At 53.3% G+C, this 16,149-nt stretch carries 22 protein-coding genes; 10 read left to right on the top strand and 12 right to left on the bottom strand.

Features of this window, described 5'->3' with window-relative positions:
• Positions 1–261 precede the first annotated feature (261 nt).
• Both RC85_RS00005 and RC85_RS00010 read left to right on the top strand, forming a co-directional pair.
• Positions 262–594 (top strand): hypothetical protein, encoded by a 333-nt coding sequence (locus RC85_RS00005; RefSeq protein WP_068257825.1) that lies wholly within the window; start codon positions 262–264, stop codon positions 592–594.
• Between the two features lie 72 nt (positions 595–666).
• Positions 667–1,857, top strand: a complete 1,191-nt coding sequence (locus RC85_RS00010; RefSeq protein WP_068257985.1) for an App1 family protein — start codon at positions 667–669, stop codon at positions 1,855–1,857.
• 159 nt (positions 1,858–2,016) lie between these two features.
• Here the strand turns inward: RC85_RS00010 and RC85_RS00015 are convergent, their stop codons facing one another.
• Both RC85_RS00015 and RC85_RS00020 read right to left on the bottom strand, forming a co-directional pair.
• The gene (locus RC85_RS00015; protein WP_068257826.1) at positions 2,017–2,496 is read right to left on the bottom strand and encodes a nucleoside deaminase; all 480 of its coding nucleotides are present in this window, start codon (positions 2,494–2,496) and stop codon (positions 2,017–2,019) included.
• Positions 2,493–2,681: a hypothetical protein gene (locus RC85_RS00020; RefSeq protein WP_068257827.1), complete on the bottom strand. Its 189-nt coding sequence runs from the start codon at positions 2,679–2,681 to the stop codon at positions 2,493–2,495. The genes RC85_RS00015 and RC85_RS00020 overlap by 4 nt, the downstream gene beginning before the upstream one ends.
• Positions 2,682–3,027: 346 nt before the next feature.
• Between RC85_RS00020 and RC85_RS00025 the strand changes: the two genes are divergently transcribed.
• The 5 genes from RC85_RS00025 (at position 3,028) to RC85_RS26530 (ending at position 6,765) form a co-directional block, all read left to right on the top strand.
• Positions 3,028–4,236 (top strand): hypothetical protein, encoded by a 1,209-nt coding sequence (locus RC85_RS00025; RefSeq protein WP_149752623.1) that lies wholly within the window; start codon positions 3,028–3,030, stop codon positions 4,234–4,236.
• A complete protein-coding gene (locus RC85_RS00030) occupies positions 4,236–4,823 on the top strand; it encodes a DNA N-6-adenine-methyltransferase (RefSeq protein WP_068257829.1) in 588 nt (195 codons plus the stop codon). The genes RC85_RS00025 and RC85_RS00030 overlap by 1 nt, the downstream gene beginning before the upstream one ends.
• Positions 4,824–5,344: 521 nt before the next feature.
• A complete protein-coding gene (locus tag RC85_RS00035; protein ID WP_162273147.1) occupies positions 5,345–5,758 on the top strand; it encodes a hypothetical protein in 414 nt (137 codons plus the stop codon).
• 407 nt (positions 5,759–6,165) lie between these two features.
• Positions 6,166–6,369 (top strand): hypothetical protein, encoded by a 204-nt coding sequence (locus tag RC85_RS00040; protein WP_068257831.1) that lies wholly within the window; start codon positions 6,166–6,168, stop codon positions 6,367–6,369.
• A gap of 36 nt (positions 6,370–6,405) precedes the next feature.
• Positions 6,406–6,765 carry a hypothetical protein gene (locus RC85_RS26530; protein WP_149752621.1) on the top strand — a complete coding sequence of 120 codons (360 nt, stop codon included), beginning with the start codon at positions 6,406–6,408 and terminating at the stop codon, positions 6,763–6,765.
• 745 nt (positions 6,766–7,510) lie between these two features.
• On the opposite strand, the gene RC85_RS00050 is transcribed toward RC85_RS26530, so the two are convergent.
• On the bottom strand, positions 7,511–7,819 hold the full coding sequence (locus RC85_RS00050) for a hypothetical protein (RefSeq protein ID WP_068257833.1): 309 nt from the start codon (positions 7,817–7,819) through the stop codon (positions 7,511–7,513).
• A gap of 534 nt (positions 7,820–8,353) precedes the next feature.
• Here RC85_RS00050 and RC85_RS27350 point away from each other — a divergent pair.
• Positions 8,354–8,578 carry a hypothetical protein gene (locus tag RC85_RS27350; RefSeq protein WP_162273148.1) on the top strand — a complete coding sequence of 75 codons (225 nt, stop codon included), beginning with the start codon at positions 8,354–8,356 and terminating at the stop codon, positions 8,576–8,578.
• Here the strand turns inward: RC85_RS27350 and RC85_RS00060 are convergent.
• From RC85_RS00060 to RC85_RS00085, 6 genes are read right to left on the bottom strand one after another with little or no spacing between them, the layout of a single operon-like run.
• On the bottom strand, positions 8,575–8,805 hold the full coding sequence (locus tag RC85_RS00060) for a hypothetical protein (RefSeq protein ID WP_068257835.1): 231 nt from the start codon (positions 8,803–8,805) through the stop codon (positions 8,575–8,577). The two genes, RC85_RS27350 and RC85_RS00060, sit on opposite strands and share 4 nt — an antisense overlap.
• Entirely contained in the window at positions 8,802–9,596 is a 795-nt protein-coding gene (locus tag RC85_RS00065) for an HNH endonuclease (RefSeq protein WP_068257836.1), read from the bottom strand. The genes RC85_RS00060 and RC85_RS00065 overlap by 4 nt, the downstream gene beginning before the upstream one ends.
• A gap of 2 nt (positions 9,597–9,598) precedes the next feature.
• Positions 9,599–9,970: a helix-turn-helix domain-containing protein gene (locus RC85_RS00070; protein ID WP_068257837.1), complete on the bottom strand. Its 372-nt coding sequence runs from the start codon at positions 9,968–9,970 to the stop codon at positions 9,599–9,601.
• A 2-nt stretch (positions 9,971–9,972) separates the two neighbouring features.
• The gene (locus tag RC85_RS00075; protein WP_068257838.1) at positions 9,973–10,362 is read right to left on the bottom strand and encodes a type II toxin-antitoxin system RelE/ParE family toxin; all 390 of its coding nucleotides are present in this window, start codon (positions 10,360–10,362) and stop codon (positions 9,973–9,975) included.
• Between the two features lie 7 nt (positions 10,363–10,369).
• The gene (locus tag RC85_RS00080; protein WP_068257839.1) at positions 10,370–11,104 is read right to left on the bottom strand and encodes a DNA cytosine methyltransferase; all 735 of its coding nucleotides are present in this window, start codon (positions 11,102–11,104) and stop codon (positions 10,370–10,372) included.
• On the bottom strand, positions 11,079–11,519 hold the full coding sequence (locus tag RC85_RS00085) for a very short patch repair endonuclease (RefSeq protein ID WP_238383073.1): 441 nt from the start codon (positions 11,517–11,519) through the stop codon (positions 11,079–11,081). The genes RC85_RS00080 and RC85_RS00085 overlap by 26 nt, the downstream gene beginning before the upstream one ends.
• 355 nt (positions 11,520–11,874) lie before the next feature.
• Here RC85_RS00085 and RC85_RS00090 point away from each other — a divergent pair, with 355 nt between their 5' ends.
• Complete coding sequence (locus RC85_RS00090) at positions 11,875–12,681, top strand: DNA adenine methylase (protein WP_068257841.1); 807 nt, start codon at positions 11,875–11,877, stop codon at positions 12,679–12,681.
• Positions 12,682–12,696: 15 nt separating this feature from the next.
• On the opposite strand, the gene RC85_RS00095 is transcribed toward RC85_RS00090, so the two are convergent.
• The 3 genes from RC85_RS00095 to RC85_RS00105 all read right to left on the bottom strand — a co-directional run bounded on the left by RC85_RS00095 (position 12,697) and on the right by RC85_RS00105 (position 15,484).
• Complete coding sequence (locus tag RC85_RS00095; protein ID WP_068257842.1) at positions 12,697–13,653, bottom strand: hypothetical protein; 957 nt, start codon at positions 13,651–13,653, stop codon at positions 12,697–12,699.
• Positions 13,654–13,657: 4 nt separating this feature from the next.
• Entirely contained in the window at positions 13,658–14,032 is a 375-nt protein-coding gene (locus RC85_RS00100) for a hypothetical protein (protein ID WP_068257843.1), read from the bottom strand.
• Between the two features lie 183 nt (positions 14,033–14,215).
• Positions 14,216–15,484 carry a trypsin-like peptidase domain-containing protein gene (locus tag RC85_RS00105; RefSeq protein ID WP_068257844.1) on the bottom strand — a complete coding sequence of 423 codons (1,269 nt, stop codon included), beginning with the start codon at positions 15,482–15,484 and terminating at the stop codon, positions 14,216–14,218.
• Positions 15,485–15,916: 432 nt separating this feature from the next.
• On the opposite strand from RC85_RS00105, the gene RC85_RS00115 reads away from it, so the two are divergent.
• Complete coding sequence (locus RC85_RS00115; RefSeq protein ID WP_068257846.1) at positions 15,917–16,129, top strand: hypothetical protein; 213 nt, start codon at positions 15,917–15,919, stop codon at positions 16,127–16,129.
• Positions 16,130–16,149 lie beyond the last annotated feature (20 nt).

Below are 16,149 nucleotides of genomic sequence, written 5' to 3' on the forward strand. Positions count from 1 at the left end.
GGCTAAACGAACTAACACGTTTTTTCCGGGATCAAAACTCTTCACGGCGTTGAGCTCTACCCGACTGAACCCTGGCGGGCCCAGCTACGAGAGAGTTCGCCAAATACGGAACTTGTTTCAGGACAGTTCCTCAGCGAACTTTCTCAGCGAACTTTCTCAGCGAACTTTGGCATAGAGATTGCGACGGTTTGTAAGTCAGATCCGTCGTCCAAAGTGTTCTCGTAGCGGGCGACAAATGCATATCAAACTTTAGGAAGAATCATGAAGACCACATTGACCGCTTTGACTTTGGCACTTGGATTGACCTTCGTTGGCTGCGACGACTCGGTTTACGACGAGCGGGCTGAAGAGGTCCGCGACACGACTCAGCAGTACGCCGACGAAGTTCGTGATGACTACGACACGGTCGCCGACAACATCGAAGATCGTTACGAATCCGCCCGACCGGCACTCGAAGAGCAGGCCGATGAGACTTCCGAGAACCTGGAAGATCGTGGCGAAACGATCGCGGACGAAATCGAAGACGCTGGCGAACGTCGTGCCGATAACCTCGAAGAAATGGACGACGAAGACGTTGTGTCCGAAGTCGATTGAAAGCCACTTGATGCCGCGCAAAGTCAATCATTCGATCGGATGAATCCTTCGTTGGAAGAAACGAACCCTGCCATGAACGACCATGCGGAATCCAAGTGGCGAACAAGCTTTCGCGACTGGCTAACACGAACCGCGTCGTCAGCCGACGACGCGGCAGACGCCGGCATTCGCAAGCTTCGCCGACGTTACGGTCGCGAAGGCGTGCCAAAGATCCAGCCCTACATGGGATACGCGTCGGCCGATGCGATTCATCTGCACGGCCGCGTGCTCACCAACCCACCACTCGATCCCAATTATAAGAGCGATCGTTGGTGGCAAAATCTCAACAACACAGTCGGGCGTTTCGTCAGTGACGAAGTGCCAGGCGTGAAGGTCGAGGCAACGTTCGATGGGCTCGAAGCAACGGCAACCACCGATGCGGAAGGTTACTTCCACATCAAAATTCCGCGAACCGCTAAACCCGATGACGCATTTTGGGACATGGCACGATTACGGATTGTCGATCACCCCAAAGCGAGACACGCGACCGATCGAGCGACCTGCGGCGTCCTGACGACTCCGCCGGATGCCAAGTTTGCGATCATTAGCGACGTTGATGATACAATCCTGCACACCGGCGCGACGGACATCGCAAAGATGGCTAAGTTGACCTTCTTTGGCAACGCACGCACCCGAGCACCGCTCGATGGTGTGGCCAAGTTGTACGAAGAACTACAACGCGGCATCGATGGCGAACCAGCCAATCCGATCTTCTACGTTTCCAGTTCGCCCTGGAATTTGTATGACTTGCTGGAAGACTTCTTGGAACTCAACGCGATCCCGCGAGGACCGTTGTTGCTGCGTGACCTGGGATTCGACGACAACAAACTTTTGAAGTCCGGTCACGATCACAAGCTCGACAAATCTCGCCGATTGATCGAGACGTTCGATCAACTGCCGTTTTTGTTGTTCGGCGATTCGGGCCAAGAAGACGCGAGGCTGTACGCGGAGGCTGCAAAGGAATTCCCAAATCGCATCGCCGGAATTTTTATTCGCGATGTCGATCCAAGTTTGGAAAGTGAGCACGACGAGAAGGTCGATCAATATGTCCGCAAAGCCGCCGCGGTTGGTGTGCCGATGTACTTGGTCACCGACAGCGTCCAAGCAGCCGAGATTGCTATCGAACATGGTTGGCTATCGCCCAAAGTGCTCGATCAAATCATCGAAGCAACTAAGCGAGACCGAGAGCGAACGGAATCGAAATCAGAATCGGAGTCATCGTAGAGCCATTGTCACAGAGCCATTGTCACAGAGCGATAGTCACAGAGCGATAGTCACAGAGCGATAGTCACAGAGCCATTGTCACAGAGCGATAGTCACAGAGCGATAGTCACAGAGCGATAGTCACAGAGCGATAGTCACAGCGCCATTGTCACAATTGCTCTACTCTTTCGCATTGTCCATCAGTAATCTTCCGCACTGGTCGGCTTCGATGTCCCCAACGATTTTGGCTGACACATTGCAGGCCTGAAAAAACGCTTCGCACCCAAGCCCGAGCGTTTGAAACCCTGCGGATACAATCACGTGCCGGGACGCACCGAAAGCAATGTTGCGGATACCGGCGTTGGCCGCCGTGGCCGCGCACATCGGACAAGGCTCGCCGGTAGATACCAACCAAGCGTCATCGGGCAACGTCTTTCGCTTGAGTTTGCTGCATGCCATGTCAATCGCCATCACCTCCGCGTGATGCGAAGGCTTACTGGTTTGTCGGACAATGTTGTGAGCAAGCGAGAGTTGATTTCCATCGCGATCATAAATCGCAGCCGCAAACGGACTTTGTCCACCTGTGATTCCTCGCTGACATTCATCAATCGCTGATTGCATCCAACGATTGAGTGTTCCAGAAGTAACGCGTTGATTCATGGCGATTCCTTGATCACATTTGATTCTTCCTGCTGTTGAATTTTCTCCAGCCGCTCCGATACCGCTTCACGATAATGCTGCGGTTCGGGCGGTTCGTGATCCTCGGCTTCATCAGACTGGCCGGCTTGAACGACGAAGGGATGCGAGACGCCGTGAACCGTTTGAATTGAAAGATCTTTCGTCATTGTATTTTCCTGACATAGGTTCGAGATAGTTAATAACGAAGTAACGATGCAGCTTTCATGCCGAGCGTCGGCACGAAAGCTGCGGAAAAAACAAGCCTAAATAAATCGCCATCAATGCCCCTCTAGCCGTGCCGGACCACATTGAAAAAAGAACGACCAAGCATCCCGAACCGCCGACAGACGAGTTCGAGACTCATGAAAGAATGCAAAGGCTGCATGATCGAATTCATAAAAGCGAACGGGGTTAAGTTTAGGTGAACCAGCCACCTATTCCCCCTGTCCCCTTTGGTTTGTCGTCCTATTTGGTTTGTTCGGCGGCATAAGCTACGCCGTCGGTTTTATCACGGTGACCTCGATAGCCTCTAATGAAAGTGATTGGTACAATTCGAGACGCCAGTCCTTTGGAGCCTTGATAGTGTCGTTTGAATCCGTCGATAAACTTCAACAAACTCTCGTGAGCGAGGTTTTTCACTACGCTCGCGACCGCAAAAAAGCCGCCGGTCGGGCCCTGGGTACGCTCGTCGAGATTGTTACCTACTATCTGCTCAATTCTTGGGAACTGAGGAACGCCTTAACGATTGAGCGGAGCCTGCCTGAGTATCGCAATCCAGATATCACACACAATGTAGAGTTTTCCTCGCACCCAATTTTGCATCAGGAAGAGTTTGAGATTGACTGCGAGAAATTGCCACTGAGTTTTGCTCGCTTGAGGAAGTCTTGCAGTCTTCTTGATTCGTTACCCAAGGCAGAACAAAGAAACAACCATTTGCTTGGTAGCGACCTTCGGCTTCGCAACGGATGTACGTTAGGTGAAACAGAAAATGCAATTATCTGTGGCCACATTGACAAAATCTGTGGCCAAAAATACGGCGTTTTAGTCACTAAGCTTCACGAACATCCGTACGCGATGTTTGAATGTAAGCGAGTTGGCGTCGAGGAAGGCCAAAAGAAGGGCCCGCAAACGATTGAGAAAGCAAAGCAGGGAGCTTACGTCGCTAGCTCTGTTTCGAGCCTGCAAAAGTACCGCATGCCAGATGGCGATCTTGGAGGCTTGTTGCACTCTTCAGACGGCACACCAGAGCATGGGCGATTCTTGGACATGCTTCGTCGAGTTCTCGACTCGGATGATCATGACCTCTTGTCCGAGTTTACGATGACTGTTGGCGTGGTCAGTAATCACGGCAATTGGTTCACCTCCGATAATCCAAACAAGGAACTTCAAGTTCTTGCTCAGTCATACGACTGGCTTATTTTCTTTACCGATCAAGGACTTTCTGAGTTTATCAATCGGCTGTTGCTAAAACCGATCCCCAAGCTGCAGGCAGCGAGAGAAGCATTTTTGGAAAGCTACAAAGCAAATAAGAAAAACAACCGATTCACGAAGGTGAAAATCGACGTGAAAGCCGATCAGGCACTGAAAGACTTTTTTGTCGAATATGAGTCTGAAGTCGAAAGCTGGTTCAATGTCATTTCGCCCGCTGGCTTGCCACTGAGTGAGTTACGGCAAGAGCTAGAAAAGCTACGTGATAAACCTTGGAATGAGATTTTAAGATAATGACTGCAGGACGAACAGTTAACTCAGCAAGCCTAGAATGGTGTACCCCACCGAAATACTCAACTGCGATCGAAAAGTTTTTCGATGGCCCAGTTAGCCTCGACCCTTGCTCAAATCAATACTCCGTCATTTCAGCAAAAAAGCGATACCAGCTTCCGAAGCATGACGGACTCTTAGAAACCTGGAACTTCGATTCAATTTTCGTGAATCCGCCATATGGTTCGGATCGAGAACGTGGTACCACGATCCGGGATTGGCTAGCTAGGTGTGCAGAGGCGAACTTGTCAAACGGAACCGAAGTCTTAGCACTGGTTCCAGTCGCAGCGAATACCAAGCATTGGAAGAAGTTTGTCTGGAGTGTCGCCACCGGAATTGCTTTTTTGTACGACACCCGACTGAAGTTTCTTGAAAATGGAAAGGATGACGGTAAGGGAGCACCGATGGCTTGCGCAATGATTTATTGGGGGGAAGACTTTGATAGGTTTTTCGATGTGTTTCTTCCATTTGGTGCCGTGGTCGATATCCGCAGTCTTAAAGGTCTTGAGGTTGGATGTGGATCTACGGTCCAATCAACGATCCACAGATAGATAGACCACACGCTACCGCTGAGAAATCAAATAGGTCAGACCAGATACTGTTCGGCCCAGCGGTTGCTCCAGAAGAACAATCGGCTGATTTTTCCTGCGGCGGTTGGTCGTCAGGCATTGAACCGAGACCCGAGTCACACTCAGACACGTGCAGTGACTGACCTCGCAACATTCACAGCGAGTCGAGTTTGCTTGGATGACACCCCGATGGTTGGCTATTGATTTTTTTTGAGAGCTTCGTCGTGGGCCTTGAGTTTGTCCAAGTGGGCGACGAGTTCGTGCTCGCTGGCCAAGTCGGTGAAGTAATAGCCAAGTATTTAAAAGTAACCGTTCACCAAAAGAGAAACCATTCGCATCGGTTACATCTTTCGTTGGTTTGGCGTGTCCCAGTCATCGCTTCCAGTCATCGCTAGTCATGGACCAACCATCTAAACTCAGCGTTTCCTTGGCAACGTGCGTGATCGTGGAACGAAGTGGTCGCCGATTGATTGATGTCAGATGGTTCAGCTAGACTTGTTTCGGTGAATAGTCCATTCGCCCGAAAACTCGCTGTGAAGAGGATCACCATGTTCGATGCGTTTCGCTTGATACCGGCACTGCAAATCATTTTCACAAACGAAATCGAGTTTCAAGACACCAGTTTCGCCGAGTTAACGACGGAGCAGTATGCAGCATTGGAACGACGTGGTCCGCGTCCGCCCGGCAAGCTATACCGAATCGTTCCATTTGAGCCCGAAGCAATCGAACGAACGCCCGAGAAAATTACTTTGGAACTCACCATCGCCGACGAATCAGAAAAACAACTCCTCTTGGATGCCGTCAAGTTCGTCCACCGCGCTTCCGAGCCGATGTCGAAAGAAAATCCGACTTTCGCAGATCGTTTGGCTTACTTGCGCCCGCGATTGCCACCGATCGTTACGCAATCGTCGTCCTAACCAACGCTGAACTCGAAGGCTATTTTGAAGAAGCGAGAGATGGATCAAAAGCGGCGATCATGCTCGTCATCGAACACTTCGGCGATCATAGCTCACTCAAAGCTAGCCAGGTCGTCAAAGAGGCGGATGATGAACCTGTCGAATTCAACATCGTCTTGTTAAATTAGACGACGTGATACAGGTTGGTCACCACGTAACGAGGGTGCATATCAGCGATTGTAGTCGTTCAGTCAGCTAGCTGGTTTTTTTGTTGAGCGGCGAAGCGTTTTCTAAGCCGAAAAAGGCGAAGCAGAACCCGAAGCAGCACGCAGCGGAGCCGAGTGAACGCGACGAGCAGAAACGAAAATAGCCTCGTAATAACTGGGCTGCCTTGCAACTCGCCGCACCTGCGTGCCATTGCGTTCCAGATGAAGACAGTACACCCCAGAGGATGTGAAACATCCGCGAAAACACGTGCGTTTACTGAGGTTTTCGGTGTACCCGAAGCAGAAGGCGAAGCACTCGGCTATGACGCAGCTTTACGCAGCGTCGTGCAGGCTTGGTCCACTCTGGACCAACCGATCCGCGAAGCGATCGCGTTGCTTGCCCGTCAGGGCAAGAGCGGCGACTGACGCCCGGCGGCAGGATGCCGCCGCACACCGGGCACGATGCCCGCCACGCTGGACGACCGCCTGAACCCCGGCGGCGAAGCCGACGGCAGCGACGGCACGATGCCGTCGCCCACAATGGGCAGGATGCCCTCACGTACCCCGGCGGGAGCGAAGCGACCGCCTGAGCCTCGTCGGCGAGCGAAAGCGAGAAGGCGAGGCGAACCCACGCGGGATTCGCCGAAGGCACGGCGAGCATGGACGATCGCCGTGGAATGGGCCGCCGGGGCATGGATGCCCCCGGAACGCAGGCCATGGAAGCGGACCAACGCAAACGACGCCCGAATCACCAACGCATTTGACCCAAGCGAACGGATGTTGAATCGCGAACGAATGAGCGGTGGCCGGAGTGGAGGGTGAGCGCAGCGAACCGGCGGCCCGTGCCCGAGGGAATCGGGATCGGCAGGGAAGCGACCAGCCGAAGCGTTGAAAGTTGAATTACTAACCAACTGTCCAACGGTAAAACGGTTTGCACCACGAAAGTCGGGAGCGATGCCGATACCGACGGCGGACCAACGGGGAAACGCTTGAACAACCAATGCACTTAATCGAAGCGAACGACGTTTGAATTGCGATTGATCGAGCCGCCGAGGGCATAGGGCATGGATGCCCGTGGGATATTGGCGAAGCCACGGATGGCGCAGCCCCGCCCTGAAAGTCGTGCGCACGTTGAGCTACGCCGCCAGCCAACCGAAGCGTTTGACGTTTGAATCTCGCTTGCGGACAGCCTGGAGTCGGCGGCAAGGATGCCGCCGAAACATGGGCCTGGATGGCCCGAGCGCAGCGGATGGTGGTCATCGCGTAGCCGTAGCGGATGTCGTCGCCGGAGTGAGGAACGAACGCAGGCGGCGGCAGTAGCGAAGGCGAAGTGATGACGTCCATCCGCGATAGCGGGAAAAAACAAACGAAGGCGGAGACGTTCTGATGTTGTCGGCGCAGTGAGGAACGAACGGAGGCGGCGGCATCAGTACGTCGTAGCCGTAGTTCCGACTTGGTAGAGAACGGCTGATGCTCCGAAACGCTCTCCACCCGCGAAACCGTTTGACCACCGCTTGCGTCCGCTCTGGAACGGGCCGCAAGGCCCGGTGACGACCGGCACCGCCGGTCATGGTTCAACCGGGTAGTGCAGTTCGCAAACGTCGTAGATCGCGTCGATGTAGCGGATGTTCGCCCATTGGACCCAGAACGGCGGATCAACGTCGTAATCGACGAGCCACAGCCAAGCCGGATCAACCCAGCGGAGCCGCGTGTAACGGATGAAGCCGCCCGACGAAGCAACGCGGAGAGCGAAAGCGAACCACAGCACGGTAAGAAGCACGATCGAGTAAACGTGCGAAAGCACGAACACCAACAAGTCCCGAAGGGGACGACGACGTCGGATGAAGACGGGGATGTCGGAATCGTGAATGTGCATAGCGAAGAGAGGGAGTGAAGGTCGGGAGCGAAAGGTCGAACATCGGCCCCCCGCACTTGTGCGTTGGGGGGGCCGATGTTTGACCCGAGCGGACGACCGGAACGGACGAACGCAGCGGTGGCATCGCGTTCGACGTTGACCCTCGAAAGAAGTTGGCTAACCGCTTGCGGACAGCCTGAACCGGGCTTCAAAGCCCGGCGGCACGAACGATGCTCCAAGGCATCGTTACGCGGGAATGCGGAGCCGCCCGAGTGACGTGTCCGCAGTGAGGAACGAACGAAGGCCACGTGTCGCGGCGGCGGAGCAGGACCGAAGCGAATGAGCGCAGCGGCGTGAATCATCCGTAGGCGATTCAAGCGAGGAACGAGCCGCCGGAGGATGATTGTCGCCGCAAGCGGAGTCACCATCGCCGGTAGCGTGCTCCAACACGGAAACGGCGGCACGCGCGTCTCCAACTCAAACAAGATCGCCGATTGGTCTAGAATGAGATGCCCAGACTTAACACAAGCCTCAAAAACACCAGCGACCAGTTCAATGATTGACGATCAACTTCGTGCGGAAGTCTTGTTGCACGCGTCCGGAAGTTGCCAAATTTGCGAAGCAACGATCAATAGAGACCAGATCAAGCTGATTGTTTGCGCGAAGAAGAATCAGCTTTCAAGCAAACCGCTTGAAGCATCTGACCTTTGGGCGATTTGCCAAAGTTGCCAATCTCGCAGGGTGATCGCGAATCGAGAAGACTCTGTAGCAATGGATTAGAAGCTAAGATCGCCGTCTTCTTGTCCCGTCGCGATCGCCAACGCCGCAGCGTTACGAAGAAAAAACGCTCCGTAGTTTTTGACAACCATTGCAAGCTCACTCGCTCCCGCTTCGGTCCAATCGTGATCGGCAACCAACGCATCCGTGATGTCGTCATGCGATCTTGATTTGAGTTCGGATAGAAGCGTCTGGTATTCCGAAGTAAGCAGAGAAATGTCGGTGTTCATTGCAAGTTTTCCAGTTCCGAAAAACGATCATTGTGATAAGACAAGTAAGCCTCTCGGGGCGTGAACTTGTCGGGCTCGACGATTTTACTTCCTGCGTGTCGGTCGATGTAATCGCGGATTTCGTGGCTCGCAAACTTCTCAAGCCGACTCGAAAACCGCATCGTGTAATCAGGTTCAACAGTCATCAAGAAGCGATCGAAAAGTTTGTCGAAGGTGGCGGATAGGCAAAGCCCATTGGCTGGATCAAGTCTCGCGGATTCGTCTTCGTTCCAAGGTACAATGTGACTTGCGATGAGGCATTCGGGAACATCCAATCCAGTGACACAGCACTTGAAGTCATAGCTGGCAACAACGGCGGCACGGAAGAAGTCTTGCCCGATCCTTTGTTTGCGAACGACCAAAGTTTCGGTCTGTCGCGGTGATGGCACACTTCCCGATGCGATTGTCGTATCTAAAATTGGGGCTTGGTCTTGCAATCGACGTTTGATTTCTTCAGCTTCGATAATCAACGATTCCCAGTCATCCTGAAACGCATGGAATACTTCGCGATCCAAGGAACTGGCGTGACTCAACCCCACAACTCCGCGTGCCTTTAACTTTGGATCAAACGAACCGAAGTTGCCTAGCTTTCTCGCAACCGAACTAGGCGTGCGACCGATCAATTCCGCCAGTTGAACGACGGCAGGATTTGTTCGCTTCGTCGCTCGAAACGGAATCCTACAATAGAGATCAAATGCCAGGATCGTTTCCTCGCGTTCCCATTTCGATCCGTACTTGGTGCCGTCGGTCATCGTCAGCAGCTAGCCGTAACGTTTGCAAGTTCACGAATCCGTCGCGACCAACCTTCTAGGTCGTTCGTGATTTCTTCCATGATTCGGCAGACGGGGCCGATCGGCTCGTTGATGCCCTGCTCCCAGTCGCGAACGGCACCCACGGAAACGCCAAGAAAGTCAGCGAACACGGCCTGGCTTACTTGCAACGACTCTCGAACGGCTTTGACTTGCTCTCCGCTAAAGGTCGCTGGGCTTAAACTCAGCTTCACTTTGCGAACAGTTAAGAACGTCGATAACTCATCGACGCTATCGACCGTTTCGAGTTTCTTAGCGAATCGTTCGAGACGTCCCACCAGTTCGCTGCCGACTGTTTTTTCAGTTTTCTTGTTCATGTTCAGCCTCTAGGTTTTCGCCGTGATTTTTGCTCCAGCCACTTTTCCGTGATCGCCAGATACTTCTTGATTCCGGCCTTGTCGTTCGCGGACAAATTGTCCTTTCGATTCTTCGGGTACGCCATCATCATCAAAATGATGTGGTACTCGGCGAAGTATGCGTAACAGACGCGGACGCCGCCACTCTTGCCTTGGTCGCTTTCCGCGATGGCGAATCGAACCTTCCGCAACCCACCCGTTCCCGCAACGATCGGCGGTCCCTCTGGATCGCTCATGATGAGCATTTCAAGTGCCCACAAACTCAACTCGTCGCTGTCATCCGAATAGATCGACTTCCAATCGTCTTGGAATTCGTCGAGGTAAACAAAGTAGAGAAGTTCGTCGCCATCCATAGCAACACTATACGGCGTGGCCGTAGAAAACGCAAGTGGCACGATTCAAGGACCAACCGCCTGAACGGGGCAGCCGGTATCTCGCAAGTGATTTGTCAGTCGGATTTCTTGCGATGTGCAATTTCGGGGTCGTGAGCGGCGTTTCGGCCAATTCCTGATATGTCGGTCGTTTGGGGATTCCCTTGAACGCATCACGAACCGTCGAATGTTCGCCGTTGGGAGCGGGTAAGTTCAAGTAATCTTTCCGCGATCCGATCAGAATTGCACGGCGACGGTTTTGGGGAACGCCAAAGTCGGCCGCGTTGAGGATGCCGCATGTTTCGCCGTCGATGTGATATCCGAGCTTACGGGCGAACTTGACGATGTTCTCGCCTTCGTCGCTTCTTAACAGGTTTGGGACGTTTTCGATTGCGAACACCTCGCATTCAGACTTCTCAACAACGTCCATGAAGTAACGCCACATTTCGCGGCGTGGATCGCACTTCTTGTTGCCGGTCAAGTTTGAGAAGCCCTGACAGGGCGGCCCGCCGATCACAACATCAACTTTTGGAATCTCCGCCGTTTTGCAAAACTCAACAATATCATCGGCGACGATGTGCTTCCCGAAGTTCTCCGCATACGTCGCCGCGAAGTCTGGTTCTTTCTCAACGGCCAAAACGGGCTTGAATCCTGCATCGACGAAGCCCCTGGTCATTCCGCCTGCACCTGCGAAAAGATCAATGACGGTTGGTTTCTTCGGCATGTTGTTCTTGCTCCGTCAAAAAACGTGACAGTTTTTCAGTCAATCGGTCGATACGTCGAGTCTCGCATTCCCAAATGACAAGGTAGGTCCAGCCTAGCGAAGTCAAACGCCGTTTGTTTTGTTTGTCGCGTTGTTTGTTCCGAAATAGCTTCTCGGTCCAAAACGAACGATTCATCGTCGGTAGTTTGCTTTTGCGGCATCCTCGGTGCTGATGCCAGAAACAACCATTGACGAAAATGACCAACCGCAAACGCTTGAAAACGAGGTCAGGCTTTCCGGGCAAGTCCGCGACATGCAGACGGTATCGGTAGCCTAGACGGTGTACGAGCTTACGGACGACAAGTTCGGGCTTGGTGTCTTTTGCCGTCACGCTCGCCATGTTTCGGCGGCGTTGCTCGGAATTGAGATTGTCCACCACAGGCGATTGATTGGGCTTGGGAAACCGTATTCTAGCGGTTCCTGACCAACTTTGAAGCCGCGAGCCAGCCGACGGTTGCGGTATCGCAAGAATGCCGCAGAATCCAACGATTAGGCAGAGTTTCGCCGTTGGGTTGGTCTTCTTGGCCACGCGAAAAGTCGCCGCGACCGTTGCAAATGTCCTACCGAAACCATTGAACGTTCGCTTTTCTGATCGAGGTAAACTCGACGCATTGCGCTTCTGTTGGGCGACGGCTAAGATATCGCTGATCCCAGACAGTTGACCGGACGTGTCAACGAGCTTCCTAGACTTTGGCAGCTACGACAATTCACTGGCTTGGCAAGGAGCTTAGATGAGCAGCATTCGCGGTAAAATTCGTCCGCCTGTCAAATGGCACGGCGGTAAGCACTACTTGGCTGGGCCGATTGTTCGAGCGTTGCCGGAACACAACACCTACGTTGAACCGTTCGGCGGAGCAGCGTCGGTTCTGTTAAACAAACCAATTTCGCAGGTCGAAGTTTACAACGACCTGAACGAGAGCCTCACGCGTTTGTTCACGGTCATTCGGGACCACGGTGACGAGCTTCATCGCCGGCTTTCGCTGAGTCCCTACAGCGAAGTTGAATTTGAACTCTGTCAAGAGCCGTCCGATGATGTGATCGAACAAGCAAGACGAGATTTCGTTCGTCTGCGGCAATCCATCGGTGGGAGAGGCGACGCATTTTCAGCGACGCTTCATCGAGTACGACGCGGAATGGCTGATGTTGTAAGCGGCTATCTATCTGCCATCGACGAGCAACTGCCCCTGATCGTTGAACGCTTGCGTCGAGTTCAGATTTTGTGCCAGCCAGCACTCAAAGTAATTACTCGATGGGACTCAGAAGATACGACGTTCTATTGTGACCCACCGTACGCCCCGGATACACGAACAGCACCGAAAGTCTACGACTGTGAAATGACGATTGCAGATCACGAGCAACTTTTGCAGGCGTTAAACAAGGTGGCCGGGAATGTCGTTCTGAGTGGATACAAGAATGAACTTTACAGCGACCACTTGAAAGGCTGGAAAACTGTCGAAATCGACATTGCCAACCATTCTGCTAGCGGCAAAAGCAAGGAACGCAGAGTGGAGGTGCTCTGGATCAAAGAACGTCAATAGAGTTGGTTCTTAGAACTAGGCGGCTTTTGCAACATTGAACAGCGGCTGCTTTTCAATGACAAATTTCGCAGCCCAAGCCGATGTTTCAACATCATCCAGTTTATGCCCTGCGAAATACCGAAACTCTAGTTCTCCGTGGGGTACATCCCAAAGATCGCCAGTGATTACATCGAATGTTTCACGGCGCACGAAAACGTCACAAACGTCTTTTAAGCTTCGGTTCCATCCGGCATAAATTGAGTGCCGAGGAGCAGAAACCTCAAAGAAGCCTTCTTCGGTTGGCAGGTTGTCGCATAGTGAATCGCGAACCGGTTCGGACGTTAAGCTTGTCGTTAGTCGCGACAACTTCAACGGCTCGATCGCTTCCTTCACCTGTTTTCGGACACCTTTCCGAAGATACAACGCACCTTGGATTGCGTGTTCCAACGAAAGTTTGGGTGCCAGCGTAGCAACAAAGGCAGCAAACTGATTGCGAAGATCGTCTCGAATAAAAATCTCGTCGATTGATTGACCGGTTGAATACCTTATCCGAGCGACAGCGGATTCAATGACTGGCAGATAGTCCTTTGCAACTTGCGGCGTCGAAACCTGGTACGTCGCTTTCGACAACTTAAAAGTAGAGTTACTCGCCTTGCGAATACGAAAGATGATCTTTCGGCATTGCGCAGCGGTCAACTCAATCTGGGCCGTGACACATGCCTTCTCGAACAGATCACGAAGCTTGTCGTCAAAAAGCAGAGCATCAGTCGGCGCTCCGTCTCGCACATCCTCGAAAGCTTTGACAACTCTACGCTGAACGTCCTCCGAGGAAAGCAACTCATTAGCGTATGGTCGATCAACGGAAATGCGTTGACCACGGGTATCCGCAACAATTGACTCCAACCCGAATCCGCCGAACTGCGTAGCACCCAATCGAGCTTCAACCCGCGCACCTAGAATTCGACTAATCTCAAAATGGTTTAACTTGGCCATCGGATCACTTCAGAAAGTAGGTGTAATTGTCGATCACTAGCATAACTTCTTCTTGGTCAAGTTTTGCTCTCATTTTGCTCGCGAAGTCGCGCAAAACCTCGAAGGCTGCATTACGCTGCTCGTCCGGCAAACTCACATAGGCTTCAATCACGATCGGAAAGTCCCAAAGTACCTTCTCCTGTTCGCTCGACCAGAAACTTCCCTGGACTGCTTCAAACGCAGTTGAGCCGCCAAAAAGTTCAGCGAATAAGATTTGGGCATCACGCCGCCACTTTTCACGTGCCTTCTCGGAAATTTCTTCCTCGTTCTTGCGGTGACTTGGAATAATCAAGATGACGAGGATCGCCTGCGGCTGCTCAACTTCGTTTTCGGCGGACATGTGCCCCGATCTCCATTCATTGTAGTCAGTCGGGATTTAGGTGGTTTACCGGCAAAACCACTACTCCCGTAGCTACATAGCTTCTCGAATACGAAGAACGGCCGCAACCGGGAGAGGGGGAAAGGGTTTCAACGCGTGATTGCTCTAACTTTAGGTATCAATCTGACTGGACAAGGAACACGGTCAATGCGTTCGCTTGGTTCCCGAACTTTTACGAGCTCTCGTAGGCTTTCGCGGTCGTTTTGACGATTTTCGTCCCGGTCGCCGACTGTTCGCTGGGCAACCGTCGCTGTCAGAACTACGCAGCTTGCATAACGCTCGATAGATAAAGAACAGCCACGGGAACAGCACTGCCGCTCCACCACCGGCAAAGCCGAGCCACTTGCCGATGAGCCACCACGCGAAGCGGTCTTTCGCTTCGTCGAGCCGGTCGCGGATCGGGCCTCGTTCCCATCGCCGCTTGTTCGTCCACGGATTGAAGTCGTCCGACGGCTCGGAGTCTTCGGGTTCAGTTTGATCGTCGCCGAATCCCCAGCGATTCAAGAACGCTCGCAATCGGTCGCCGCGAAGCAAACCCGATCGCTGTTCTTGTAGCTTGCGATCGACGAACACCAGAAACGTCGGCGTTGAATCGACTTGGTAGCCTTTCTCGTTGACGTACTCGATGTCGAACGTCTGGTAGCGAACGTCGTCGGGGATCGCTTGCTTTTGTAATTCGCACGGTCGGCAACCTTCGCTTGTAACGAGAACGAGCATCGTTGACGATTGCCAGAGTGGAATCGCGTCATCAGGCAACGCCGTTTCGACTTCCGCGACTTCGCCGCGAACGAATGAGCGAACGGCGGCGGCGTTCATCGCGAGTCCGTGACCGTCGCCGGTTCGCCACGCGACGAGGCCGATAACTCGGGAGCCGTCGTCGTTGAACAACGGCGAACCACTGCGACCGGGCAACGCCTCGGGCTTGTAGTAGATCAAGGCTCGCGTTTGACGAACGATGTGACCGCGTTGCAGGCTGACGGCTGCGCCTCCTTGCGCTCCGCACGTCAGCACGGTTGGGGAATCATCCTTGAAGCCAACCTCTGCAAGCGGCACAACGGGCATCGGCCCAGGGAAAGCTGATCGCGGAAGTTCGACAATCGCCAAATCAATCGAAGTGTTGCGGGCGATATGCGAACGAACGACGCGACCGGCAATCGGCCTGGACCGATAACCCGAATGCTCGAACTCAAGACTCACTCGGTTGCCGACGCCGCCGACGACGTGTGCGTTTGTCAGAACGTGGTAGTTGTCCTCGTCGGCATCGAAGATGACTCCACTGCCTCGGGCATTGCCGGCGAAAATGCGACACGACGCACGCAACACGCGATCGGTGGAAGTGGGATCGGAACTGTCGGCGATTGCGGCGGCAGCGGCAAAAACGACAACGAAAACAGCAGCTAGATTGCGACACATTCAAAAACCTCCGTGTGAGAAACGATCCGTCTACACGAAGGATGGACGCCGGCGGCGGAAGTTCAAGAGCCGCGAAACACCGTAAAAACTGGACTCGATGAGCCACGCGGAGCGGCGAAGATTGCAGCGGCGGCGGGCAGCGAAAACTTTTTTGAGAAAAAATTTCTTCGTCCGTGACCTAACGTGTCACGACCATCGGCAACACTAACTCTTCGCCACCGGTCCGTCTTCGCCGACGCGACCGAACGCAACCAGTCAACCAAGTGTGCGAACGTGAACAACCAACGAGAACAAAAACCGAGAACTTTTTTCGGTTGCCCCGAGAAGCACGACGATGCACCGAGATGACTGGAGTGGCAAGCGGAACGGCAACAGTTCGACCGAACAGCTTTCCAATGCTGGACGAGAACGATTCTGTCGGTAGCATCCTGAATGTCGCGACCGAATGACGACTGCAAAGTTGTCAAACGGTTTCAGGATGATGGGCTGGGAAGCCACGCGATGATTTGCAGCCCCAACGGGTTCAAGACAAACCTGTATGCCGCAAAGAAAACAAGCCCGATGTGCTGTAACACATCGGGCTTGCTGTTTGGACGGTTCCGACTGAAAGGCGAACCAGACAATCGAACTGCCGCCCTAAGCTAATGGTTAGTTTGACAAGTCTG

Source organism: Rubripirellula obstinata (assembly GCF_001642955.1).
GTDB lineage: Bacteria > Planctomycetota > Planctomycetia > Pirellulales > Pirellulaceae > Rubripirellula > Rubripirellula obstinata.